The 25,245-nt window shown below is 41.7% G+C and carries 22 protein-coding genes; 15 read left to right on the plus strand and 7 right to left on the minus strand.

Going from position 1 to position 25,245, the window contains the following annotated elements; translation table 11 throughout:
* The first annotated feature begins 480 nt into the window (after positions 1-480).
* The 3 genes from OCK74_RS19005 (at position 481) to OCK74_RS19015 (ending at position 2,657) form a co-directional block, all read left to right on the plus strand.
* Positions 481-924 (plus strand): GNAT family N-acetyltransferase, encoded by a 444-nt coding sequence (locus OCK74_RS19005; RefSeq protein WP_279298660.1) that lies wholly within the window; start codon positions 481-483, stop codon positions 922-924.
* 269 nt (positions 925-1,193) lie between these two features.
* On the plus strand, positions 1,194-1,769 hold the full coding sequence (locus OCK74_RS19010; protein ID WP_279298661.1) for a hypothetical protein: 576 nt from the start codon (positions 1,194-1,196) through the stop codon (positions 1,767-1,769).
* 288 nt (positions 1,770-2,057) lie between these two features.
* Positions 2,058-2,657, plus strand: coding sequence for a hypothetical protein (locus OCK74_RS19015; protein ID WP_279298662.1), 600 nt, complete (start codon positions 2,058-2,060; stop codon positions 2,655-2,657).
* Between the two features lie 168 nt (positions 2,658-2,825).
* Here the strand turns inward: OCK74_RS19015 and OCK74_RS19020 are convergent, their stop codons facing one another.
* Both OCK74_RS19020 and OCK74_RS19025 read right to left on the minus strand, forming a co-directional pair.
* Positions 2,826-4,745, minus strand: coding sequence for an adenylate/guanylate cyclase domain-containing protein (locus tag OCK74_RS19020; protein WP_279298663.1), 1,920 nt, complete (start codon positions 4,743-4,745; stop codon positions 2,826-2,828).
* Positions 4,746-4,856: 111 nt separating this feature from the next.
* Positions 4,857-5,153 carry a hypothetical protein gene (locus tag OCK74_RS19025; RefSeq protein ID WP_279298664.1) on the minus strand — a complete coding sequence of 99 codons (297 nt, stop codon included), beginning with the start codon at positions 5,151-5,153 and terminating at the stop codon, positions 4,857-4,859.
* A 203-nt stretch (positions 5,154-5,356) separates the two neighbouring features.
* Between OCK74_RS19025 and gldA the strand changes: the two genes are divergently transcribed.
* The 5 genes from gldA (at position 5,357) to OCK74_RS19050 (ending at position 10,694) form a co-directional block, all read left to right on the plus strand.
* Positions 5,357-6,304: a gliding motility-associated ABC transporter ATP-binding subunit GldA gene (gldA, locus tag OCK74_RS19030; RefSeq protein ID WP_279298665.1), complete on the plus strand. Its 948-nt coding sequence runs from the start codon at positions 5,357-5,359 to the stop codon at positions 6,302-6,304.
* Positions 6,305-6,555: 251 nt separating this feature from the next.
* On the plus strand, positions 6,556-6,963 hold the full coding sequence (locus OCK74_RS19035) for a nuclear transport factor 2 family protein (protein ID WP_279298666.1): 408 nt from the start codon (positions 6,556-6,558) through the stop codon (positions 6,961-6,963).
* Positions 6,964-6,970: 7 nt separating this feature from the next.
* A complete protein-coding gene (locus OCK74_RS19040; protein WP_279298667.1) occupies positions 6,971-7,408 on the plus strand; it encodes a YbhB/YbcL family Raf kinase inhibitor-like protein in 438 nt (145 codons plus the stop codon).
* A gap of 85 nt (positions 7,409-7,493) precedes the next feature.
* Positions 7,494-9,710, plus strand: a complete 2,217-nt coding sequence (locus tag OCK74_RS19045) for an adenylate/guanylate cyclase domain-containing protein (protein ID WP_279298668.1) — start codon at positions 7,494-7,496, stop codon at positions 9,708-9,710.
* 54 nt (positions 9,711-9,764) lie between these two features.
* A complete protein-coding gene (locus OCK74_RS19050) occupies positions 9,765-10,694 on the plus strand; it encodes a CapA family protein (protein ID WP_279298669.1) in 930 nt (309 codons plus the stop codon).
* A 695-nt stretch (positions 10,695-11,389) separates the two neighbouring features.
* Here the strand turns inward: OCK74_RS19050 and OCK74_RS19055 are convergent.
* From OCK74_RS19055 to purN, 5 genes are all read right to left on the minus strand, one after another.
* Complete coding sequence (locus OCK74_RS19055) at positions 11,390-11,635, minus strand: hypothetical protein (RefSeq protein WP_279298670.1); 246 nt, start codon at positions 11,633-11,635, stop codon at positions 11,390-11,392.
* A gap of 194 nt (positions 11,636-11,829) precedes the next feature.
* A complete protein-coding gene (locus OCK74_RS19060; protein ID WP_279298671.1) occupies positions 11,830-12,375 on the minus strand; it encodes a hypothetical protein in 546 nt (181 codons plus the stop codon).
* Positions 12,376-12,429: 54 nt separating this feature from the next.
* A complete protein-coding gene (locus tag OCK74_RS19065; RefSeq protein ID WP_279298672.1) occupies positions 12,430-13,173 on the minus strand; it encodes a carboxypeptidase-like regulatory domain-containing protein in 744 nt (247 codons plus the stop codon).
* Between the two features lie 72 nt (positions 13,174-13,245).
* Positions 13,246-14,547, minus strand: coding sequence for a serine hydrolase domain-containing protein (locus tag OCK74_RS19070; RefSeq protein WP_279298673.1), 1,302 nt, complete (start codon positions 14,545-14,547; stop codon positions 13,246-13,248).
* Positions 14,548-14,564: 17 nt separating this feature from the next.
* Positions 14,565-15,143, minus strand: coding sequence for a phosphoribosylglycinamide formyltransferase (gene purN / locus OCK74_RS19075; RefSeq protein WP_279298674.1), 579 nt, complete (start codon positions 15,141-15,143; stop codon positions 14,565-14,567).
* 252 nt (positions 15,144-15,395) lie between these two features.
* Between purN and OCK74_RS19080 the strand changes: the two genes are divergently transcribed.
* From OCK74_RS19080 to OCK74_RS19110, 7 genes are all read left to right on the plus strand, one after another.
* Complete coding sequence (locus tag OCK74_RS19080; protein WP_279298675.1) at positions 15,396-16,664, plus strand: c-type cytochrome; 1,269 nt, start codon at positions 15,396-15,398, stop codon at positions 16,662-16,664.
* 142 nt (positions 16,665-16,806) lie between these two features.
* Positions 16,807-20,010: a TAT-variant-translocated molybdopterin oxidoreductase gene (locus OCK74_RS19085; RefSeq protein ID WP_279298676.1), complete on the plus strand. Its 3,204-nt coding sequence runs from the start codon at positions 16,807-16,809 to the stop codon at positions 20,008-20,010.
* 108 nt (positions 20,011-20,118) lie between these two features.
* Positions 20,119-21,561, plus strand: coding sequence for an NrfD/PsrC family molybdoenzyme membrane anchor subunit (gene nrfD, locus OCK74_RS19090; protein WP_279298677.1), 1,443 nt, complete (start codon positions 20,119-20,121; stop codon positions 21,559-21,561).
* A gap of 22 nt (positions 21,562-21,583) precedes the next feature.
* On the plus strand, positions 21,584-22,174 hold the full coding sequence (locus OCK74_RS19095; RefSeq protein ID WP_279298678.1) for a DUF3341 domain-containing protein: 591 nt from the start codon (positions 21,584-21,586) through the stop codon (positions 22,172-22,174).
* Between the two features lie 19 nt (positions 22,175-22,193).
* Complete coding sequence (locus tag OCK74_RS19100; RefSeq protein WP_279298679.1) at positions 22,194-22,868, plus strand: c-type cytochrome; 675 nt, start codon at positions 22,194-22,196, stop codon at positions 22,866-22,868.
* A gap of 34 nt (positions 22,869-22,902) precedes the next feature.
* Entirely contained in the window at positions 22,903-24,129 is a 1,227-nt protein-coding gene (locus tag OCK74_RS19105; protein ID WP_279298680.1) for a quinol:cytochrome C oxidoreductase, read from the plus strand.
* 31 nt (positions 24,130-24,160) lie between these two features.
* Positions 24,161-25,210 (plus strand): cytochrome c oxidase subunit II, encoded by a 1,050-nt coding sequence (locus tag OCK74_RS19110; RefSeq protein ID WP_279298681.1) that lies wholly within the window; start codon positions 24,161-24,163, stop codon positions 25,208-25,210.
* The last annotated feature ends 35 nt before the right edge of the window (positions 25,211-25,245 follow it).

Below are 25,245 nucleotides of genomic sequence, written 5' to 3' on the forward strand. Positions count from 1 at the left end.
CCTAAACAGGCTGGCATACAGCCGCCTAAAACACAAAATTAAAGTAAAAATCTCTTGACTTTTAACACAGAATCTCTATAACATCTCTATAATGTCTCTATAAGATCACTGCAATGGGGTGGGAAAATGTTTGGAATGACGAATGCATCGAATTACGATTAGGACAAAGGGAATAGAAAAGATGATAGATGATGGTTGATAGTTGGTAGAGGGGATTTAGGGATTTCGGAATTTAGGGATTTTGAGATTTGGGGACGCTGAGGTAATTAAATACCAGATTGATTGAATTGTTTTATAGGCTTAGGTACGGTTTAATGTGGTGTAGGTTTGGAGTAAGTGCGGAGTAAGTAGGGAGCAGGTAGAGCGTGCGAGAAGTTTAGAAAATGCAATGGTGATTGGCGGCGATGTTCTAAATTTTCACTTACCAGTTATTGGAAGAATCGGCGAAATATAACAGGGTTGTTTAAACATTTTGGGTTTATGAGGATTAGAGAAGCTGAGATTTATGATATCAAACAGATACAGATTGTAAGAAATTCTGTATCAGAAAATGCTTTATCAGATCCAAAGCTGGTGAGTGATGAAGACTGTGAAGAATTTATTACGATTCGAGGAAAGGGTTGGGTTTGTGAAGTTGACCGGCAAATTGTAGGTTTTGCCATTGCTGATTTGAAGGGCAATAATATCTGGGCTTTATTTTTAAGGCCAGAGTATGAAAAGAAAGGTATAGGCCGACTACTACATGACACTATGCTTGAGTGGTATTTTAGCCAAACAAAAACAAAGGTTTGGTTAGGAACAGCACCCAATACAAGAGCAGAAACTTTTTACAGGAAAAATGGGTGGACAGAAGTTGGGACACATGGAAAGTGTGAAATAAAGTTTGAAATGACTTATAATGATTGGATAAACAAAAAGGGATAGTAGTTATATTGTCATTCAATAGGCGCAAAGCTGCCATCATGCTTTATCAAAAGTTGAAGAGAATAACTAACTTTCATCTATAAACTGAAAATAAGCTTAAGGAAGTAAATAAGGGTACGTGGTCATATGCTGCCCTGCCTTTCCCAACCTCATGAAACGTTGTTTGTTATTTAACTACTACTACCATGAATAACATCGACATCAATACAACTGTTCGGAAACTATACAGTCGCATTTTTAATTGGTATCAAGAAAACGGGAGTGCTGCATTGGAGAAGGTTATTCAATCAGTCCAGTCCTGGAAAGATGGCAATGAAATTATAGCTGAATACAAATATGCGTTAGAAGAAATGCCTCGACCAGAAAATGCTACTCTTGAGGAAATATACCTGGTTGCTGATAAAGTTATAGTTGGGATTTTGGAAAGAAATTATTCTGAAAATGTTGGTGATGACCTTGTATTAGGAAACGTAGCAAGAATTATCACAGAGTTATATAAGGAGATAAAGAAGCAGGAGACGGCTGAACAATTGAAAGACAGCTTTTACACTGTTATGGATTATGATATTCAGGATGATTTTGAATATTTTGAAAAGGCAGAAGAAGTTTACAAAAGCGTTTTGCTTGACAACGATAAAAATATTGGAGGACGGGTTGCCTTAGCTGATACAAATTGGGAGTTGCAGAAATTAAGTAATGACAACAGCCAATTATTTTTCAGAAAACCAGTAGCATTAAACTTTGAAGAAGTTGATGAAGCAAATAATTTATATCAATTGGCTATAGATGGAAAAATTTCAATCACTAATATAACAGTAAAGACATGGCCTGGACTACAGAAATAACAATTAAAAATACGAGTCACTCAAAAGTCAGGTGCAAGGTCAAGAAGGGACAGGTTTTTGAAAATAAGAAGGTAGGGACTGGCCTACAGAATGTAGCTGCAGCAAAGGATTATATTTTCGACCTGCAGCCCAACTCAACTCAAGTCGTTCAGATTGAAGTATTATGTATTAACCAGAAATTAAAGTCACCTGAGGGCTTATTAAACATTACAAATTATGTGGTGAATAAGGAATTTCATACACAAGAGGATTTATGGTCCGTTATGAACAAAGTATAAACCAACAAGCATGGCAGAAAATTCAATTGAGACTCTCGAAATTTATATTGATTACGACCGATTAAAAGCACATGATGTAGCAACGTTGTTATCGAATCTGTCATTCGTTTCAACTAAAATCGCAGAAGATTATTTTTCTAGATTTGATGATTATCAAGGAGAAGACCTTCCTACTTTGGACATTGAAGCCGTAAATACTGGTGGTTCCATCAAGTTTATTTTCGTTGAAGGATGGAAATTGAAAATCACCAATAGTGAAGACGCTGATATTGTAGTCGGCATCCCTAAAAAACTTGGCATACCAATTCTCATTGGATACTTATTCCTATACATGGCTAACAGTTATCAAGATTTTAAAAATACACAGCTAGATAACAGACTTAAAGAAATTGAGATACAACTTAAAGAAGTTGAATTGTCAAGAGCATTATCATTCAATAATGAGACAGAGAAGCAAGATACTTTCAGGCTTGCTTCATACTATATTGACCATAAAATTCCAGAAATCAAACCTGTTCTTATTGACACTATAAAATCAGTTCTAAGAAACCCAGACTTCACATCATTCAGGGTGAACGATACAGAAATAAAAAATTCCAACAGGCCATAAACATCACAGATATTAGCTTGACTGCAGTTTCCATTATTGCATTGACAAGTGTATTCCCCAGTATAAATGGGTAGACTTTGTCAACGAGGTTTTGAATGGCAATAGTGGCAGCGCATGAATATGTGTACAGCGGCATCATCGCAATGTGCCTTTAATTGGAGCAACTACTTATACTTCGGCTTTTTTTCTTAATTCTTTGTACCAGTCTTCGTTTTCGACGCCTTTCATGGCTGGGTGTTGCATGTAAAAGATGGGGGTGAATAGTTTTTTTTCGATGCAGTTTTTGAAATGGTAAGTTGCTTTTTCCCGATCGCCTAAGCCCCAGTAGATCATGCCAAGGTCTCCGTCCAATACAGTATCTGGCTCTTCGGCATGGCGTTGGTGGATCTTCTCAATACACTCCATTGCTTTTTCTGATTGTCCCAGCTTTGCATATGCGAATCCTAAAATATTTACTGCTTTGAGTGGGTGATTGACCAACCGGTGCACTTCTTCAAACAGATGGAGTGCTTTTTGCCAGTCGCCTTTTAAGCCATTAGCCCAGCCTTTTATTTCTATGGCTACGCGCATATGTGGACTCATTTCCAATACTTTGTCTGTCTGGCGTATGGCATCATCATAGCGATCTGCATAAAGGTAGGCTTCGCCCAGATAGATATTTAGTATAGGAGAAAGAGGGTCTAATTTTATTGCTTTTTCCATCATAGTAACGGCTTCATCCTTTTTGCCTATACCTATGTAGTAATACCAGAGCAACTGGTAGGCTTCCATGGCTGAAGGATTTAAACGAAGAGCAGTTTGCAGTTCTTCATAGGCCTTTTCCCACTTCAGTTCGTAGAAGAGGTAAAGGCAGGCTCTTGCTATATGACCTTCGGAAATAGAGTGGTCAATTTCCAGTGCTTTTCTGCTGTAATTGTCCACAATCTCGAATGCTTGGGGCGTTTTTAGTTGTCCTGAAACACCCAAATAGCCATAAATGTTTGCTATCATAGCATAAGCCTGGGCATAGTTAGGTTCGATGGCAATCGCCTGGCCGAAATATTCAATGGCTTTACGGCCGTCTGCGGGGGTCAACTTATGCCAGAAGTGCATGCCTTTGAGGTAAAGCGTATAAGCTTCCATGTTGTATGTTGGCGCTTTTACCAGGTGGCTCTCTTTGTGGGTGGGCAATAGATTCTCTCTTAGCCTGTTTGCAATGATACTGCTGATCTCGTCCTGCACTTCAAAGATATCAGTAAGGTTGCGGTCGTAGTTTTCGCTCCAGATGTGGTAGCCATCAGCTGCATTGATCAACTGGGCTGTAATGCGTACGCGGTTGCCTGCTTTGCGCACGCTACCTTCCAGGATCTTGTCGACATTTAACCTGATGGCGATATCGCGAATGTCGTCGTTCTTTCCTTTGAAGGCAAAGACAGATGTGCGGGAGGTGACCTGCAAGCCTTCCACTTTCGTGAGGGCATTAAGGAGTTCTTCGGTTATGCCATCGCTGAAGAATTCATTGTCGGGGTCAGCGCTCATATTTACAAAAGGGAGCACGGCAAGGCGATTAACAGGAAGTTTTGTCTTGCCTTCCAATTCGTGACGGGCCGGGACCACGATGCCTGTATTTGCAATAGCGAAAATGCGAACAGGTTGTTTTACATTCTTTAGTTCAAAATAGCCGACCTCGCGGACCAGGATGTCTTCCTGGTTTTTGATATCGTCGTATACCTTTTCTGAAACTAATATACTTCCGGGCGCTCCTAAAGATTCGATGCGGGATGCCAGGTTGACGCCATCACCATAGATGCTTTCTTCTTCCAAGATCACATCGCCAGTATGGATGCCAATACGTACATCTACTTTGGGTTCTTGCTGTAACAATTTTTGTATCTGGATGGCACAGTTTACGCCATCAATGGCGCTGTTGAATAGTGTGAGTGTGCCATCGCCATAATACTGTAGGATCTTTCCGCCGTACTGAGGTACGGAGGTATCGAGCACCTCTTTCATATGCCTGCGCTTTTGCCGGGCTAACTGTTCATTATCCTGCATCAGGGCGGTGTAGCCTGTCATATCGGCGAAGAGTATGGCTGCGAGTTGGCGCATGCTCTAAAATTAGCACATTAGTTCATTAGATCATCCTTAAAAACGGGACAGGTGGTGCTAATGTGCTAATTTGAAAATGATCGTGGCGGGTGGTATTGGCAGCGTTTTACATCACATTACCTGCTTTAGAATTTCCCTGTGGCTGCTTTCAATGTGTGGTTTGAACTCTGCGTACCATTTCTGCCATTCTTCTTTGCCCATCTCCTCGGTGAGTGATTTTTCGAAGTCGGCGAGCGAATTGTAGCTTTCTTCAAAAATGAGACGATAGGAATCGCCGGTAAAGTCAGTAAGCATGCGGGCTTGTTGGTCCATTGGCATCAGCTTTCTTTTTACGGCGTCATCTACTAAGGCTTTAACATCGCGGTAGTGACCAAATTTTAATTGGAAAATGTCGCGGATAATGTACATAAACCAGGTTTTAGAGGTTAGAAATTACCTGGTACGGCGTGGGGTGTTTTGTAGGGAACGGGAAGGTAAAGTTAGGGAACGTTTTGAATGACGAATGGGGAAAAAAGATGGTAGATGATAGAGGGGAGAGTGGAGGGAGTCGGAGGGGAGAAGGGATGTTTTAAGTTAGTATTATCAAGAGGGTGGTAAGGATTTCTGGAGGAATGGCTACTTTAGCAAACCTGAAATTTAATGAAATGTCTGTTGAAGTAAGAGGATTAACTAAGGTTTATGGTTCGCAGAGGGCTGTGGACAATATTTCTTTTAGTCTTGCAAAGGGTGAGATCGTTGGTTTTCTTGGACCTAACGGAGCCGGGAAGTCTACTACGATGAAGATGATCACTGGCTACCTGGAGCCCGATGGTGGTCAAATCCATGTGAGCGGCATCGATGTGCAGCAGTCGCCATTGGAGACAAAGAAGAGAATTGGTTATTTGCCTGAGTCGAATGCTTTGTATTATGATATGTATGTGCGGGAGTACCTTCAGTTTATAGCGGGTATTCACCATGTGGCCGGGGCAAGGGTTCAAGTGGAGCAGGTAATTGAAACTGTTGGCCTGACACCTGAGAGCAATAAAAAAATTGGCCAGCTTTCAAAAGGTTATAAGCAACGTGTAGGTATTGCAGCTGCCCTGTTGCACAGCCCGGAGGTGTTGATCCTTGATGAGCCTACCAGCGGATTGGATCCTAATCAAATTGTAGAAATCAGACAAGTCATTAAGGAACAGGGAAAGGATAAGATCGTTCTTTTTTCTTCACACATACTGCAAGAGGTAGAAGCTATTTGCGACCGTGTTATTATCATCAACAAGGGGAAGATCGTTGCCGACGATCAGCTTTCCAACCTCAGGAAGCGAAGCACGACCAATGTTGTGAAGGTGAGCTTCCAGGAGCCCCTGGAGGCAGAATGGCTGAGGCGATTGCCTGATGCAAAAACTATCACTAAGGTGGATACATATACCTGGAGCATTGAAACGGATCAACCGGATGCTTTGAGGAAGGAGGTATTAGAAATGGCGTTGCAACACAACCTGAATATCAATTCGCTGCAGAATGAGCGCCAGAGTTTGGAGGAGGTGTTTAGGTTGTTAACATCAGCAAATAATGGATAAAGAGAAAGACCAGGAAAGGACAGATGCATAAAATCTAAGGGTATGTAGTTTATATTTCAGGCGACCTGTTGCTGCATTTTTTAAATTTGCAGATTGAATATTTATTTAAAAATATCGTTGTTTCATCAACAATTCCAGAGCCTAGCCTAATGGTTGGAGAAGTATGATTTTCCGCACCTAGTTAACTTGAATGACTCATTTAATGGTACTCCGTGTAAAACGAATCATTTTTTCATTTTAAACCATTTGTTATGAGTACACAGGTTGCTGCCTCCAATGCGATCATTACCCGCGAACTATTTGATGCTTTTTTACGTGGTGATATCCCTTACATTCTCAACCACCTGGATGAGAATTGCCAGTGGAATGTCATGGGCGCTCCATTACTTCCTCATGCAGGGAAGTACATAGGTAGTGGTACAGGTCTTTTCTTTACCAAACTGAATGAAGATTTTGAGTTTCCCACTTTTGAAGTACAGGACATTTACGAGGTTAATGACACTGATGTGATCACTACTGGTCATATTGTAGCCAGGTCGATAAAGACAGGTAAGACGGCAGAGTCTCCGTTTATGATGCTGAACCGGTATAAGAATGGTAAAGTTGTTTACTTCCAGAATTATGTTGATTCTGCAGCACTGGCGCAAACGTTAAAATAGTTTTGTTATGAAATTAGAGAGTAGTGACTTTAAACATGGGGAAGCAATTCCATCGGTTTTTACCTGCCAGGGAGAGGATAGGAGCCCGTCGTTGAAAATTTCGGATGTGCCGGCAGAGGCGAAATCGTTGGTGCTGATTTTGGATGATCCTGATGCTCCGAATGGGAGGTGGGTGCATTGGCTGGTTTGGAACATTCCACCAGAGACTGGGGGTATTGACGGAAATCATGTTCCCAAGGAAGCAGTGCAGGGGAAAAATTCATGGGGCCGAACAAGCTATGGAGGTCCATGTCCTCCTTCTGGTACTCATCGCTATTTTTTCAAATTGTATGCGTTAGACGAGATGCTTTCGCTTTCTTCTGCAGATGTGAAGGCGCTTGAGAAGGAAATGGAGCCGTACATTATTGATCAAAGTGAGTTGATGGGGACTTACAGTAAAAAGTGAATTCAGAAGCCTATTTTTTGATTTTGACAGCGGATTTTTAAAAAGCTTTAAATTACATACTATTCGACTCATCTAATACTGTTCTATGGATAGGGGACACCGCCATCTCGCCGCTATTCTATTTACTGATATTGTAGGCTATACCGCCATGATGCAGCATGATGAACAGCTGGCAATGGAGGCTGTAAAACGCCATAAGAAAGTATTAGAGAAAAACGTGGCCGCCAATGAAGGTCAAGTGATGGATTATTACGGAGATGGCAGTTTAAGTATTTTTCGTAGTGCTAATGATGCGGCCAAATGTGCTTTATATGTTCAGAAAGAATTACGGATACCTCCGGAGGTGCCTTTGCGGATCGGTTTACACATTGGGGAGATCATATTTGAAGAAGGCAATCCATTTGGTACAGGTGTTAATGTTGCTTCCCGCATTCAGTCGCTGGGTATAGCCAATTCTGTTTTATTCTCCAAAGAGATCTGCGATAAAATCAAGAGCAATCCCGAATTCAAGATCGTTCCTCTTGGTGTGTTTGAGTTTAAAAATGTAGAGGAACCAATGGAAGTGTATGCCCTTTCCAATGAAGGGCTTGTGGTGCCCTCCAAGGAAGAGATGATGAAAGAAGGGAAGCTGAAGAAGGAGGTGGGCCAGGAAAAAGTAACTTCCCTGAAGAAGGTGATCCTGGTAGCTTCTATTGCTTTGTTGGTGATTTCTTCTCTTTTTTATGTGTATGCTCGTTTTATTTATAAGCCCCCTTTTCCCAATAAGGACAATTCTTTGGCTGTTCTCTATTTTAATAATATGAGTGGCGATCCAAGGGAGGAGTATTTCAGTGATGGCATTACTGAAGAGATCATTTCAAGGCTTTCTATGATCAAAGGGCTGCGGGTGAAAAGCCGCACTTCTGTGTTGGCCTATAAAGGGAAGGCCAAGAGTGTGAAAGAGATCGCAAAAGAACTTGGTGTTAAAAATATACTGGAGGGGAGCATCAGGAAACAAGGGAACCAGTTGCGGGTTACGGCGCAATTGATCAATGCTCAAACTGATGAAAATATATGGTCGTTCAGTTATGACGAACTTCTGCAGGATATTTTCCAAGTGCAATCGGATATTGCCCACGAGATTGCATCCAAGTTCCAGATCAAGTTATCCGATGCCACATCCAAGAAGCTGGAAACGCCATCGACCACCAGCACAGAAGCTTATGACAAGTTTTTGAAAGCGATCAGTTTATCATTTGTAGAATGGGGGTTAGGAGGACCGCAAACGAACAGGCTAAAAGCTATTGAGTTATTAAGGGAGGCAATCAAACTTGATCCTGATTTTTCTAATGCATACTCTTTGATGAGTACCAGTTTTGCCTATTATAGTTTTGATGCTGATAATCCCAAACGCTGGCTTGACTCGGCAGAAATACTGGCGCGGAAGTCTATTACGTTGAGGCCGGACCGGGAATACGGGTACAGTGCCCTGGCTTTTGTTTTTGAAAGCAGGGGCAACCTTGATGAGGCTTTAAAATGGCTGGATAAGGTTCATGAAATTGCGCCTTATTCGGCTGCTGGCTGGGCCAGTGCTATTTACCGGAGAAAGAAAGAATATGGCAAGGCTTACGAGTGGGTGATGAATGCCATTGAATATGATCCTTCAGAACCGCAGCATTACCTGGCCAAAGGATTTATCTTTTATGATTTAGGCTTGCTGGACTCCATGAAAAATTACATTGATGTTGCCATGGGTATAAAGCCGGAGTCGATAGATATAGAAAACTCAGCCTCCAACTATTACCTGCGTACCGGCAACCTGGAGGAATACAGGCGTGTCAACCGTTATAAGATGGCCAATGATGAAAAAGAGTTTAATTACCAGATGGCCATCTTCTACCTGTTTCAAAGGGATTTTAAGACAGCTGATTCTTTATACCAAATTTCTTCGCATCCTGATGATATGGATGCCGGCCTTGCCAAACTCAGGTTGGGGCAAACAGAGCAGGGTAAGCAGTATCTTAACAAGTCCATTGAGCGCAGGTTGCGTTTTTTGGGCTTTGATGCTGTATGGCACAACTTTGACATCTGCCGGGCTTATGCAGCGATGGGGGATATGCGCTTTGTTGAATACTGGGAAAGGGCTGTAAAAAATGGCTGGCATGATTACCTTTTTATACTGCAGGATCCCTTCTTAGACAGCGTGAGAAATAATCCTGAGTTTATCAGGTTAAAGAGAGAAGCAGAGCAAAGGAATGAGCAGTACAAGGCAGATTTAAGAGCGGCGATAGAAGCACGGGAGGGGAGGAAAGATGATAGATGATAGATGGTAGAAGGGAACTGGCTGGGTGTGAGTAGGAGTAAAAGGGGTTAATGGGTGAGTAGTCATCATCAAAATACAGTTGATATTGGGTTTATGGGGGATGTGATGATAGGGCGGCTGGTGAATGACAGTATCCGTCGGCATGGTTATGCTTATCCCTGGGGAAACCTGTTGCCACATCTTCATTCGACAGACCTGAATTTCATAAACCTGGAAACTACGTTTACGACCTGCGAAGATGCTGTTTTAAAGACCTTCAATTTTAAGTCGGACCCCGATCATGTAGCAGTATTACATGAAGCGCGTATAGATGCTGTAACTATTGCCAATAATCATATCGGAGATTTCGGGATCCAGGGTATGATGGATACCATCGAGGTGTTAGACAAAGCTGGTATTCCGCATACAGGTGCTGGCATTAATGCAGCTGAAGCATCCCGCCCGGTTTATATTTCCTGTAATGACCTTCATATTGCATTTCTTGGGTGCACTGATAATGAACCTTCCTGGTGTGCTATGGATGATTATCCTGGTATCAATTATGTTGAGGTTGGGAATATTAATAAGATCAGAGCCCAGATTGAGTCAATCAGGCATGATGCTGACCTGGTTATTTTATCTATTCACTGGGGGCCTAATATGCGTGAGCGGCCATCGAAAAAATTTATTGAATTCGCCCACCAGATCATAGATGCAGGAGTTGATATCATTCATGGTCATAGTGCACATATTTTTCAAGGGATTGAGCGGTACAAGGAAGGATTGATCCTTTATGATACAGGTGACTTTATTGATGACTATATGGTTGATCCCATATTGCGTAATGATCATTCTTTTTTGTTTTTATGTACAGCTGGGGCGCACAAGGTTTATGATCTCCGCCTGATTCCTGTTGTTATTTCTGATATGCAGGTAAATGTGGCGGAAGGAGAAGACCGGGAGTGGAGTGAAGGGAGAATGAAACGAATGACGAATGACAAGTGACGAATGGGAGAGGGGATGAGCAGGGCAAAGTGGGAAAAATATTGCCTAATGGTAAGGGGAGAGAAGGAAGGAGAGTGAATAATAATAAAAACAGCGGTAGAGTTTACCGCTGTTTTTGAATGAATGAAGCATTCTGTAATTATGTTTGAAGTATTGCTGTTTAATTAATACTTCTATTGTTATAAGCCTCTCTCTATTAATTCTAATACCCGCTATCCTGATAAAGCCTCGTTCATTAAAAGAGCCTGACTATTGGGATATGTCCTTTAGAATATATCCAATTTTCATTGGGTATTGATGTAATTACAGAACGCCTGCAATTAATAAGTGCCGAAAAGCTGTTTTCACCTTTAAGCTCTAAATAACCGTTTCATAGTAGTGAAAACTTCTCACTGCCTTAAGCACTTTGTTTAATGATGCCCTCCTGCTTATTCACACCAACATTGTCTAAATAATCACTGCTCAGGGCTATTTTCATAAGGTTTCGAACTTTAAAGAGCTGTACAGATTTATTATGCTAAGCCAATCTAAATACTAAAATCAACTACACCATACCATAAATAAACAATTATGCCAAAAAAATGGGGAAGCTGAACCGTTCAAACTACGAATGGTTCGAATCCGCCAGAGGCGGACAAGTTGCGATTGATGAATGGGGAGAGGGGCATCCTGGAAGTTTGCCAGGATCTTTATTGTTAATTGGATTGGTTTGTCCAAACTTCGAGCTCTACATTATACCCGATATCGAAATACCTGATGATTCTTGTAGATTGATATTTTCCTGTTGGCTGATGATCCTTGCCATCAGAAACGATTTGGAAATAATGTTGCTCTGTTTTTACAACCTTAAAGATGTTTTCGGTATGGAGAACAGATTTATCAATGTACCGAAGTTGGTCTCCTAAACATACGTTCTGGCCGGGATGAAGGTGTTTCCACATAGGACTTAATTTTTAGTTAAACATCAGGGTAAACGAATTTTAGTTGAAAATATATTATTGTGTAATTGAAAAAAAATTACATAGCGAAAAAGTTGATTAAAGCCAAAAAAACTTTATAACAGATTAGGCGATAACTCTTAAAAAGGAAGTGGCGCCCGGACCGAAGTTGTTGCACCGGGGCGCCAGGTAATTATTTAATCTGCAGTTGCGCCTTTTTCGCCGACGAACCATTGTTCTTTATTTTTGAACAGGACGTTGAATGTTGTCAGGGAGCCGTAGATGCGTGTGATGTATTGCTGGATGTTAACTTTTTCGTCGTCAGTCAGCTTTTTATGGGCGTTGATCTGTTGTTCTAAAACACGTAGCCTGTCGCGCAGCATTACAATTTTGTGGAAGAAGGCTTCGATAGGAATGTCTTTGGGTTTGAGTGATTTATCAGCAGGTTGCAAGATCATGGTGCCGCCCTGCCAGCGATCGCCAATGGATACTACTTCATTTACACCACCCCACAAGCGTAGAATTTTTAATAAGGATTTTTCTACTTCTGAATGTGTCTCAATTTCTTCTGTAACATTTTCAGGTATGATCTCTTCGAGGTTGGTATCGTTTTTATCAATCTCCTTCACTCCATGATAGATGAAAGAGATAAGGTAAGTAGCGTAGCGAACGCCTACAATAACGCCGGGGCCATATTGTGTATGTTGCAAACGGGTGCCGATGCCTAGGTTTAGTTGATCCATAAGAATGAGTTATTAAGGTGAAGATGTCAAATGTAAAGAGCGAATGGTGAATGGTTAGTGTTGGGCGGTAGCTTTTTGTTTCATGAACATCTTGTATGATTCTTTGATGTATAACTGGAAGTCGTAGTCATTGCTATAAAGGGTGAATTCGTAAGTAGGCCGGTAGAGGGCCATGAACCTGTCCAATTCTTCGTCTGCCAAGTTTGTTAACCGGCGTACCAATGCTTTATTGAATCGGTGGTCGATGGATTTATCCTGTTCCTGTTGCAGCAGGCGTTCCTGGAAGCGTAACATGCTTTTATTTTTCCGGAACTGGAATGAGCGGATCACTTCATCCAAATTAATGCCGGCACCTGTTTGCCCGATAGAAGTCATGTTTTCGAGATTGGGCCTCCTGTAGTCGAAAACTTTCGCATAGTCGAGCCGGTTTTGTATTGAATCCTGTTTGTAGTTGCGGGGTTGGACTTTTACTTCTTTTAAAACCGTGATCGCGACCTGTAATGAAATGTCGAACTGTGTGACATCAGCGATTTTGAGTACCGGGAATTTTATAGTGGGTTTGCCGAGATAAGAAAACCAAATAGAATCTTTTTCACCAACTGAAATGGAGTAATGGCCATTGGCATCGGTAACTGTTCCGTTTCCGCTAGTGCTCATTACCGAAACTGATATCATAGGAAAGGAGCGGCTGCTATCGTAAACGGTTCCCTGAACTTTGTATTGTGCCTGTGCCTGACTGGCGATCAATAGGATGCAAGCACAACACAAAGTTTTAATATGTTTTATGAGTTGATTCAAAAGACACTTTGTCGGGCAAGTAACGAAACAAAATGCAAATGCAATGTAAAATGATGGCAAATGGATTGCGCCTTATTCTGTTAAGGCTGCATAGACAAGGGCTTTGAATTTCTCGTGGATGTCGGCCTGGCTGTTGGGGTATTTGTTCAGGAACAATTGGGCGACAATTTTTTCTTTGGGATCGATCCAATAAGTAGAACTGAACATGCCTCCCCAGAAGAATGAGCCTGGTGAAAGCGAGGATTTGCCGCTATTGGCTTCGGAAACCACTTCAAAGCCAAGGCCGAAGTAATTTCCCGAGTGGAAAGAAATTTGTCCGATCTGGTTGGAGGTCATCATGCGTATGGCGGCTTTGCTTAGAATGCGTTTTCCATTGAGTGAGCCGCCGTTTAAAAGCATTTGCATGAATAAGGCATAATCATAGGCTGTAGAAGAAAGTCCGACGCCGCCAGAATAGTAGGAGCCATTGTGTGCAGGGTAGTCTGTATAGAAATTCCCATTTAACTTATAAACAGCAGGCGCTTTTTGTAGTTTTTTGTCTGAGTCTTTGCTTTCTGTATATAAGGTTACCAGGCGGGCTCTTTTGGATGACGGCAGATAAAAATAGGTGTCCTTCATTCCCAGCGGTTCAAAAATGCGTGTGCGGAAGAATTGGTCCAGGCTCATACCGCTGACCACTTCGATCAAATAGCCCAGAACATCTGTATTAAGGCCATAAGTCCATTGTTCTCCAGGCTGGTGAAAGAGCGGCAGGCCTGCAAGGATCTTTATTTTATTACCCAGCACCATGGTATCTGCTACACCGATGCCGCCCACTACGCCAGCTTTGGCGTAAATCGCGTTCATTTTAGGATTGCCTATTTGGGCATAACCAATGCCAGATGTGTGTGTCAGCAGCTCACGGATCGATATCTCTTTTTTAGCCGGGATGGTTGTATAGGTAGTATCCCCTTCGTTGTACTTATCCAGCACTTTAGGATTTTTGAATTCAGGGATATATTTAGAAACAGGGTCATCCAGCAGCAGTTTGCCTTGTTCGTACAGCATCATCACACCGACGGAGGTGATAGCTTTTGTTTGGGATGCTATGCGGTAGATGGCATCCTTAGCAAGGGGCGTTTTGGTTTCGAGGTCGTTGTAGCCAATGCTTTTATGGTAGATGATTTTGCCATCCTTCATAACAAGTGCTGTAGCACCAGAGATCCATTGTTTGTCAACATACTCTTGTAATACTCTGTCAATCTGCGACAATCGTTCTACGGATACTCCCATAGAGGCTGGAGAAGCCGAAGGCAGTTGCCAATCTTTAACTGAGGTTTGTGCCTGTGAAGACAGGAACAAGATCAACAAGGAAAAAGCAAGGATTTTTCTCATTTGTTATGATTTGGTCACTAAGATAGGTTAGTCAGAAGTTCTTCTATGACGACCGGATAATGTTTGTGTTCGAGGGCGTGAATCCTTTCTGCCAGCATTTCCGGTGTATCGAAAGGGTGTACGGGGCATTGGGCCTGGAAGATGATGTCGCCATTATCATAATGTTCGTCCACATAATGAATGGTAATGCCACTTTCTGATTCTTTGGCATTGACCACAGCTTCATGGACAAAGCTGCCATACATTCCCTTTCCGCCATATTTAGGCAGCAGGGCGGGGTGTATATTAATAATGCGATTACGGTAAGCGTCTATCAATGCCTGGGGGATTTTCCATAAGAAGCCTGCCAGAACGATGAAGTCAATTTTTTTTTCCAGTAGTACAGGCACATAGCCATCTTCCTTAAAGAAGCGTTCTTTATCTATTAATAATGTAGGAATGTTTTCTTTTTCGGCAATCCATAATACGCCTGCTGTAGGTTTATTAGAAACGACCAGTGCGACTTCAGCAGTTCCGTTGTTGGTATGGTGGAAATGTTCAATGATCTTTTGGGCGTTACTCCCTGCTCCGGATGCAAATATTGCGATTTTTTTCATGTGAGAATAAATGTAGAAATATTACGATTTCAAGTATGAAAATGCCTGATCAGAATAATTTATAGACATGATTTTCATCTGACCAAATTATGACAAACTTACGAGAGGGCCAGCAGGGAAAAGGTCAAAAATCTTCTGAAATGCAGGCTGGGCTTGGGTTAAAAAAATTTTAAGAGCCGTTGCTTTTTGTAAAATTCCTGTCATATTTTTGCACCCGATTTAGGAATTTTTCCACATTTTTAGCGAAGCATTATGATTTTTTTTAAACCCAATGCTAAGAAGATTGCGCTGACGGGGATTGTTTTTCTTCTTTCATTTACGGCAGTATTAGCTCAGGATGGTAAACAGTTGTTCGCTGCAAACTGTCAAACTTGTCACTCACTTACAAAGGATCTGACGGGTCCGGCTTTAGCAGGTGTTACTGAAAGGGGGCCTTGGGGCGACCGCAAGAATTTGCATGCCTGGGTGCATAATCCGGCAGCTTTTATGGCAAACAATGCCTATGCAAAAGGTTTGCAGGCGAAGTTTGGTTCTGTGATGCCTAGTTTTCCGCAATTGGCTGAAAAAGATATCGATGCGATCATTGACTATGTAATGACGCCTCCTGCTCAGCCTACTGGTGGTGAAGCTACCGCCGGAGGTCAAGCGGCTGCTGAGGAAGAGGCTTCGAACAAGAATGCTATCATCTTTGGTATTATTTCTATTATATTGGCTTTGATTGCCCTGATCCTGATGCAGGTAAACAGCGGACTGAAAAAGCTTTCAGATGACAAGGAAAATATTGTTCGTCCTGAGCCTGTACCATTCTACCGCAATAAGGTCTATATCGCAATGTTTGCATTGGTGTTGTTTGTAGTTGGAGGTTATTTAGTTGGAAAAGGTGCGATCAACCTGGGCCGTCAAAAAGGTTACCAGCCTGATCAACCCATTGCCTTCTCTCATAAGGTGCATGCCGGTGTGAACCAGATCAACTGTTTGTATTGCCATGGCAATGCGTGGGAGAGCAAGCATGCAGCAATTCCGTCTATGAATGTTTGTATGAACTGTCATAAGGCTATCTCCACTTATGAGAAAGGGCCGAAGCTTTATCATCCGGACGGAGAAGAGATCAATGGTACAAATGAAATTGCGAAGTTGTATAAATATGCAAATTATACAGCAGGACAGCCTTGGGATGCATCCAAAGCGAAACCGGTTGAGTGGGTAAAGATCCACAATCTTCCTGATCACGTTTTCTTTAGTCATGCTCAGCACGTTAATGCAGGGAAGGTTCAGTGCCAGACCTGTCATGGAAATATCCAGGAAATGGATGTTGTGAAACAGCAAGCTGAATTAAGTATGGGATGGTGTATCAACTGTCACAGAGAGACCAAGGTTAACTTCAACGATAAAGCGGATGGATCCGGTAATAAGTTTTATAGCATATACGAGAAGTTCCATAACGACCTGAAGAGTGGCAAAATGGATAGCGTGACGGTTAAGGATATCGGTGGTCTGGAATGTCAAAAGTGTCACTATTAAGCCCGGGTTTCCTGCAATGGGAAGTTTGGATGGGTATGCATCATAGTTAAAATGTTCTTTAATAATAATTTTTGTATCTAAACACTTCCGGTAAACCGGAGGGTATAAAAAAGTCTCCGCTAAAGGCGGATTGGGGGTACATATGAGCGATAAAAAGTATTGGCAAAGTTTCGCTGAGCTAAACGATAAGGAAAATTTTCAAAAAAGAAGTCAGGATGAATTTCTGGAGGATCTTCCTTTTGAAGATCAGGATGGAAAAGGTTGGCTTGACGCCAAGTCTCCGCGTCGTGATTTCCTTAAGTATTTAGGTTTCAGCACGGCTGCAGCGACTATTGCAAGCTGTAAACAGCCAGTAAGAAAAGCGATTCCTTACGTTAACAGGCCAGAAAATGTAGCACCAGGTGTTGCAAAGTATTATGCTACTACTTATGTGCAGTCCGGTGATGTATTGCCCATCGTAGCCAAGGTGCGTGATGGCCGTCCTATCAAGATTGAAGGAAACGATCTTTGCTCTTATACCAAAGGCGGAACTTCTGCAAGGGTACAGGCTTCTGTTCTGGACCTGTACGATACCAACCGTCTTACACATCCGAAACAAAAGACTGGTGACAAGTTCCAGGAAGTACCTACTTATGAGCAGCTGGACAAGTTGGTAACCAGTGCTTTATCTGGTTTGGGTGGTGCCCCGGTAGTTTTACTCACCGGAACAATTGTTTCTCCTTCTACCCAACAAGTTATTTCTGAATTTTTAGGAAAATATCCAGGCAGCCGCCATGTTCAGTATGATGCAATGTCATACAGTGGTATGCTGTTGGCCAATGAAGCCTCATTTGGAAGAAGGGCTATACCTTCTTACCGTTTTGACAGGGCTAAGGTTATTGTTAGTTTGGGTGCCGACTTCCTCGGTACCTGGCTGAACCCTGTAGAATTCGGACGTGCCTATTCTTACAACCGTAAGATTGATGAGCGTAATCCTCAAATGAGCAAGCATTACCAGTTTGAGAGCTACCTGAGCCTTACTGGTTCCAATGCTGACGAACGTTATTCACACCGTCCATCAGATACAGGTGCAGTAGCACTTGCATTGTATGCTGCTTTAGGCGGACAGGTTGCAGCTCCATCTATTGCTGATGAGAAGTTGCGCCAAGGTATACAGAAAGCTGCAGCTGATTTGAAAGCCAACAGTGGCGCCGCTTTAGTTGTATGCGGAAGCAACGATCCAAATGTTCAATTGGTAGTAAATGCCATTAACAGCGCTATCGGTAGTAATGGTTCTACTATCGATTGGGCACAACCTCTTCTTGTAAAGCAAGGTATTGATAAAGACATGGTTGACCTGGTTGGGCAGATGAATGCCGGACAGGTAGGAGCCTTGTTGGTCTATGATGCCAATCCTGCTTATGAATACTTTGACAGTGCTGCTTTCATCAATGGTTTGAAGAAAGTGAAGCTGTCTGTTTCATTCAATGAAAAGATGGATGAAACCACGTTGTTGTGTAATTATTCTGTACCGACTCATCACTTCCTGGAAAGCTGGGGTGATGCTGAGCCCAAAGCTGGTTACATATCCTTTATGCAACCAACTATTGCTCCTTTGTTCAAAACCCGCCCATTCCAGACATCTTTATTGAAGTGGGCCGGCAGCAATACTGATTATGAAACCTACTTCCGCCAATACTGGTTAGGCCGTTTAGGTGGAGAACAAGCTTTTGATAAAGCATTGCAGGATGGGGTTTTAGAAGGAGCTGCGCCTGCAACAGTTACTTCGGGTGGGGCATCCTTCAACGGAAGCGGTATCGGTAATGCAGTCGCACAAATCAATGCCAACAAAAAAGCCGGAAAAGATGAGCTGGTTATTTATGAATCAGTGCCTCTAGGATCTGGTAAGCAAGGTGGTAACCCCTGGTTGCTGGAATTGCACGATCCTATTACCAAGGCTACGTGGGGTAACTATGCAATGATTTCCATGACAAAAGCTGAGGAATTAGGCATTGATTATAAAAGTACTGATTACGAATATTACCCAGAGAAACCTGTTATTAAGATAACACTCAACAATAAGGAAGTTTCTCTGCCTGCTCTTGTAATCCCTGGTATGAATGCGAATACAATCGCCATTGCTGTAGGGTATGGAAGAAATAAAGAGTTGGGTGTAGCTTCTTTCGGAATCGGTCAGAATGTTTATCCGTTTGCCAGATTCAATGGTACTACAGTTGAGCATTATGCTCCGGTAACCGTAGCTGGTGAAACTTTTGGAAAAGAGAAGATTGCACAAGTACAGATCCATAATTCATATGAAGGAAGGACAGAGGTAGTAAAAGAAACTACCATGGCTACCTTTAAGAAATATCCTAAACGTTATACTGAGTTCCGGGAAGAGCTTGCAAAGGAATATGCTCCTAAAACAGGTGATTTCCGTAAAGAAGCAACGCTTTATGGAGATCACGTTCAGCCAGGGTTGAAATGGGGCATGTCAATTGATATGAATTCCTGTATTGGTTGTGGAGCCTGCGTTGTAGCCTGTCACTTAGAAAATAACGTACCTATTGTTGGTAAGAAGGAAGTTTTACGTGCCCATGAAATGTACTGGTTGCGTATTGACCGTTATTTTGTGAGCGATGATCAAAATCCTGATGATCTGAAGGCTGTTGTATTCCAGCCAATGCTTTGCCAGCACTGTGATAATGCTCCTTGTGAAAACGTATGTCCAGTTGCTGCCACTATGCACAACTCTGAAGGTATCAACCAAATGGCTTATAACCGTTGTATCGGTACCCGTTATTGCGCAAACAACTGTCCATATAAAGTACGTCGTTTCAACTGGGCAGATTATACCGGAGCTGACAGCTTTAAGGACAACCAAAAGCCATTGGTTGAAGAAGGCAAGCTAGACGAAGTGGTACTGCAAATGAACGATGACCTGACCAGAATGGTGCTGAATCCTGATGTTGTTGTCCGTAGCCGTGGTGTGATGGAGAAATGTTCTTTCTGTATTCAGCGTACCCAAGAAGCTAAATTGAAAGCTAAGCTGGAAAACAGAGTATTAGTAGATGGTGATGCGAAAACAGCTTGTATGCAAGCTTGTCCGACCAGTGCTATTATTTTCGGTAATGCGAATGATCAAAACAGCCAGGTATCACAACTCCGTAAGAATAACCCAGGACGCTTGTTCTATGTAATTGAACAAATACACACGCTACCGAATGTTAGCTACCTGGCTAAGGTGAGAAATACAGATGAGTTGCAAGAAAATGTAGAGGAACATGCAGAAGCTGAGCACGCAGGTCAAAATGCAGAGCCAGGAATTCCGAGTGAACATAAAGCTGAGGAAAAAGCAGCACATTAATTAAAGAAGTAATTATTAATTATTGATTAGTAATTATTATAAATAAAGTAGACAGAATCAATAACGGGCTTGTTGTTTGAAGGGAGCAAGCCCCGAATATTATCACTTATGGCATTACTTAAGTACGAATCGCAGGTAAGACCACCGCTTGTAGTAGGCGAAAAAAATTACCATGATGTTACAGAAGACATCTGTACTCCAGTGGAGGCAAATCCATCCAAGTTATGGTGGATAGGCTTTTTGATTTCAGTTGCATTATTGATGTTTGGGGTGTATTCCATTTACCGTGAGGTGACCTATGGTGTAGGTCAGTGGAACCTGAACAGAACAATCGGATGGGGATGGGACATTACCAACTTCGTATGGTGGGTTGGAATTGGTCACGCCGGTACACTGATTTCGGCCATCTTGTTGCTTTTCCGCCAAGGATGGAGAACGGGTGTGAACCGTGCGGCGGAAGCCATGACCATCTTTGCGGTAATGTGCGCCGGCCAGTTTCCTATCTGGCACATGGGTCGTGTATGGATGGCCTTCTTTGTATTGCCTTATCCAAATACACGTGGTCCGCTTTGGGTTAACTTCAACTCGCCACTACTTTGGGACGTGTTTGCGATCTCTACTTATTTTACTGTATCCTTATTATTCTGGTATTCAGGTTTATTGCCTGACCTGGCAACTTTACGTGACCGTGCCAAGGTAAAATGGAGAAAAATGTTTTATGGGGTTACTGCATTTGGATGGACAGGTTCTACCAAGCACTGGCAAAGACATGAAGCATTATCATTGGTTTTAGCAGGTTTGTCTACTCCTCTGGTATTATCAGTACACACGATTGTATCATTTGACTTTGCCACTTCCGTAATTCCAGGCTGGCATACGACGATCTTCCCACCTTACTTTGTTGCTGGTGCCATCTTTTCAGGATTTGCCATGGTGCAAACTTTATTACTTGTCACCAGGAAAGTGCTGGCATTAGAGGAATATATTACTATTGAGCATATTGAGGTAATGAATAAAGTGATCGTATTGACAGGTTCTATTGTAGGTATTGCCTACCTGACAGAGTTGTTCATGGCCTGGTACTCTCATGTAAATTATGAATGGTTTGCATTTAAAGAGAACAGGGTAAATTTATTTAGTCCTTATGGATGGGCTTACTGGCTGATGATGGGTTGTAATGTAATATCCCCGCAGATCTTCTGGTTCAGGAAGATGAGGAGGAACCTGCTGGTTACATTTTTTATGTCTATCCTGGTAAATATTGGAATGTGGTTCGAACGTTTTGTAATCATCGTTACTTCGCTGTACCGTGATTACCTACCATCTTCCTGGAGCACTTATTATAGTCCAACAATCTGGGAAGTTGGTTTTTACCTCGGAACTTTTGGATTGTTCTTCACCTGTTACTTCTTGTTTGCAAAGTTCTTCCCTGTAATCGCAGTTGCGGAAATCAAGCACATTTTGAAGAAGAACGGGGAGAGCTATAAAGAGAAGATGGATGTTGTTGAGAAAGAATCAGTTGAGGAATTTGCACATCATCATGCACATTAATTATTAAAAAGAACTTTTTACTATGGCGATAAAAAAATTTGTAGTTGGTTGTTTTTATGACGAACAAGTGCTTTTCCCTGCTGTTAAGCAGGTACGTAAAGCAGGGTATAAAATACATGATGTATACACGCCATTTCCCATTCATGGGTTAGATGCTGCTATGGGTTTGAGGGATACCAGCCTGCATACAGCAGGATTCATTTATGGTATCACAGGAACTACGGTTGCCTTGAGTTTTATTACCTGGGTATTTACAACTGACTGGCCAATGAATATTGGTGGTAAGCCATTCTTTGCCTTACCAGCATGGATACCTATCACATTTGAGCTGACAGTATTGTTTGCAGCAGTTGGTATGGTGTTGACCTTTTGCTACCTGTGTCAATTGGCTCCATTCGTTAAAAAGGATCACTTCCACTTAAGGGCAACGGATGATACGTTTGTAATGGCTATTGAGTGTACTGAAAAAACAAATGAAGCAGAAGCACAACAGTTTCTAGAAAGTGTGGGAGCAGTTGAGATCAACACCCAGTACAGAGAAACAGGTTGGTGGATGGGTCGTTACGACAAGGAAACCAAATTTTTCAGCGAAAAAGCAGAAGCCATTAGTTAATAGAAATCAGGTAGAAGAAATGAAAAAATTATTAATAGTAACGAGCATTTTGATAGCAGGAACTGCTATGATTGGCTGTGGTGGTGCAGAAGGAAATGACCCCGGCCGTATATATGTGCCTGATATGGCTTTTAGCCGTGCTTATGAGACTTATGGTTATAATAACATTGGCGACTATCAACATTTAAAAGACAAAGGCATTAATTATACTGCAACACCTGTTGCTGGTACAATTGCTCGGGGAGATGTGGCTGCTTATCCATACCCCGGTACTGATACAGGTTATGTTCAAGCGAAGGCTTACAGAAATCCATTAGATACAGTTAGCCTAAGTAAAGATCAAATGACAGAAGCTGAACGTATTTACCTGGTCAATTGTGCTATTTGTCATGGACCTAAACTAGATGGTAATGGTCCATTATGGAAGGATGGAAATGGTCCTTACCCTGCTGCACCAAGAAACCTGATGGATGCCTATACTAAAGCCTTGGCAGATGGCCAGATCTATCATGTTATTATGTATGGTAAAGGTCAAATGGGAAGCTATGCTTCTCAACTGAAGCCTATGCAACGTTGGATGGTCGTTAAATATATCCGTTCGAAGCAAGGACCTGCAACTGATACTGCGGCAGCAAAGGCAGCGGCAACGCCCGGTACACCATCACAAGCAGCAAGTACAACAACTTCAAAATAAAAAAGAAGCAAAGAAACATTATAAAAAGATCGTAATGGCACTTAGAGAACAATATCTAATTCCCAAAAAATACAATAATCTGTCACTTGCATTCATGGCAGTTGGATTGTTGTCTATTATTGTTTTATTTTTTACGCATGGCACAAGCAGCGACCCTCATGAGCAAACAAGGTTTTGGGCTTCACTGCTGCAAAACAGTGTTTATTTTCTGCTGGTTGTCAATGCATCTATGTTCTTTATCTGTGCTACGACATTAGCATGGGGTGGTTGGCAGATGTCATTCAGAAGAGTGACGGAAGCCATTTCAGCCTGTGTTCCTGTCATTGGTGTTATTACCCTGGTTATTCTTCTGGCAATTGTTTTTGGAGGTAATCATGAAATTTATCACTGGACAGATGCTGAGCATGTGAAGCATGATGCAGCACTTACTTTTAAAAAGGGATTTCTGAATAAAGGCTTTTACACAGCTTGGTCTATTATAACAGTTGTTGGATGGTGGTTGTTGGGCAAAAAAATGCGCCAATTATCCACTTCTATTGACAATGATCCTTTAACCATTGAAGAAGGTAAAAGTTATATCTGGAAAAACACGGTTTGGGCAGCACTTTATATTATTTTGTTCTCACTAACTGTAATGTCATCTATTCCCTGGTTCTGGCTTATGAGTATTGATGCGCACTGGTTTTCCACCATGTATAGCTGGTACACATTTGCTTCTTCTTTTGTTGCAGGAATTGCATTAATCACAATTTATGTTGTTTTTCTAAAGAACAATGGCTACCTGGAACTAGTAACAAGAGAGCATTTGCATGACCTGGGTAAATTTCAGTTTGCCTTTTCAATTTTCTGGACTTACCTGTGGTATTCGCAATTCATGCTGATCTGGTATGCAAACATTCCTGAAGAAACTACCTATTTCGAACCCCGTTTCCAAGGTGTTTATCGTGGTATCTTCTTTTTGAACCTGATCATTAACTTTTTAGCTCCTTTATTAATATTAATGAAACGTGCATCCAAGAGGAATTATGGCACAATTACGATGATGTCGGTATTGATTCTTTTTGGCCATTGGCTGGATTTCTACCAAATGGTTTTCCCAAGTGTTTCTAAAGAACATGTGCCTTTTATGTTAGCAGACCTGGGAATTGCATTAGGATTTGTAGGATTGATCATGTTCCTTACAGCAAGACATCTTGCCAAACATCCGTTATTTGCTAGAAATCACCCTTTCTTGAAAGAAAGTATTATTCACCATACATAAAAGGAGCGGTAAACAACTTACTGAAAAGAATATGTCAAGTTTTTGGATTATAGTATGTTTGATTTTAGGCTTTATCATCACTTTTCAAATTGCTAAAGCCAGTGAGTATGTTGCTATTTTACGGGGTGAAGAAAGAACCCGTAAAGAGAACAATCGTATCAATGCCTTTATGCTTCTTGCATTTTTGGTAGTAGGCCTTGTAGGTGTTTGGTATTGCAATGAAAAACTTAAGGGTAAAATTTTAGGTGAAGCTGCCTCAAATCATGGTGAGAAAATCGATACGATGCTCTACATTACCCTGGCCATTACCGGTGTTGTTTTCTTTATTACTCAAATATTGTTGTTCTGGTTTTCCTATAAATACCAGGAAAAATCTGACAGGAAAGCATTTTTCTTCCCACATAACAATAAGTTGGAAGTAATTTGGACTGTAGTACCTGCTATTACCTTAACCATTTTGGTAGGTTTTGGATTGTATTACTGGTTCCAGATCACCGGGGAAGCTCCAAAACAAGCTATGGTAGTTGAAGTAACCGGAAAGCAATTTGGCTGGGAATTCCGTTATCCGGGTAAGGATAAAAAGCTGGGAAGAAAGTATTATAAAGAGATCAGTGAAGGAATAGGAAACCCATTAGGTCAAATATGGGCTGATAAAGACAATCATGATGACATATATGTAAGTCAGGAAGCTCATATTGTAGTGAATAAACCAATAAAATTTATCATAGGTTCTAAAGATGTGATCCATGATGTTGGTTTAGCTCATTTCAGGATGAAAATGGATGCAGTGCCAGGTATACCAACCACTATGTGGTTTACTCCAAAGTTTACCACAAAAGAAATGAGAGAGAAATATGGTCCAGATTTCAATTATGAAATTTCATGTGACCAGATGTGTGGAAAAGGCCACTTTAGTATGAGGGGCACGATAGTGGTGGAAACCCAGGAAGAGTTTGACAGATGGATATTGTCGAAGAAGCCTCAGTATTTAGCCGCTATGGAAATGCAAAAATCTGCACCGGCAGTGACGACTACTGATTCAACTTCTGTACAAACACAAGCAACGACATCAATTCAATAAAAAATTAGCTGAACCGAAGGGTTGTAAAAAATATT

Source organism: Paraflavisolibacter caeni, from assembly GCF_025628885.1.
Lineage (GTDB): Bacteria > Bacteroidota > Bacteroidia > Chitinophagales > Chitinophagaceae > Flavisolibacter > Flavisolibacter caeni.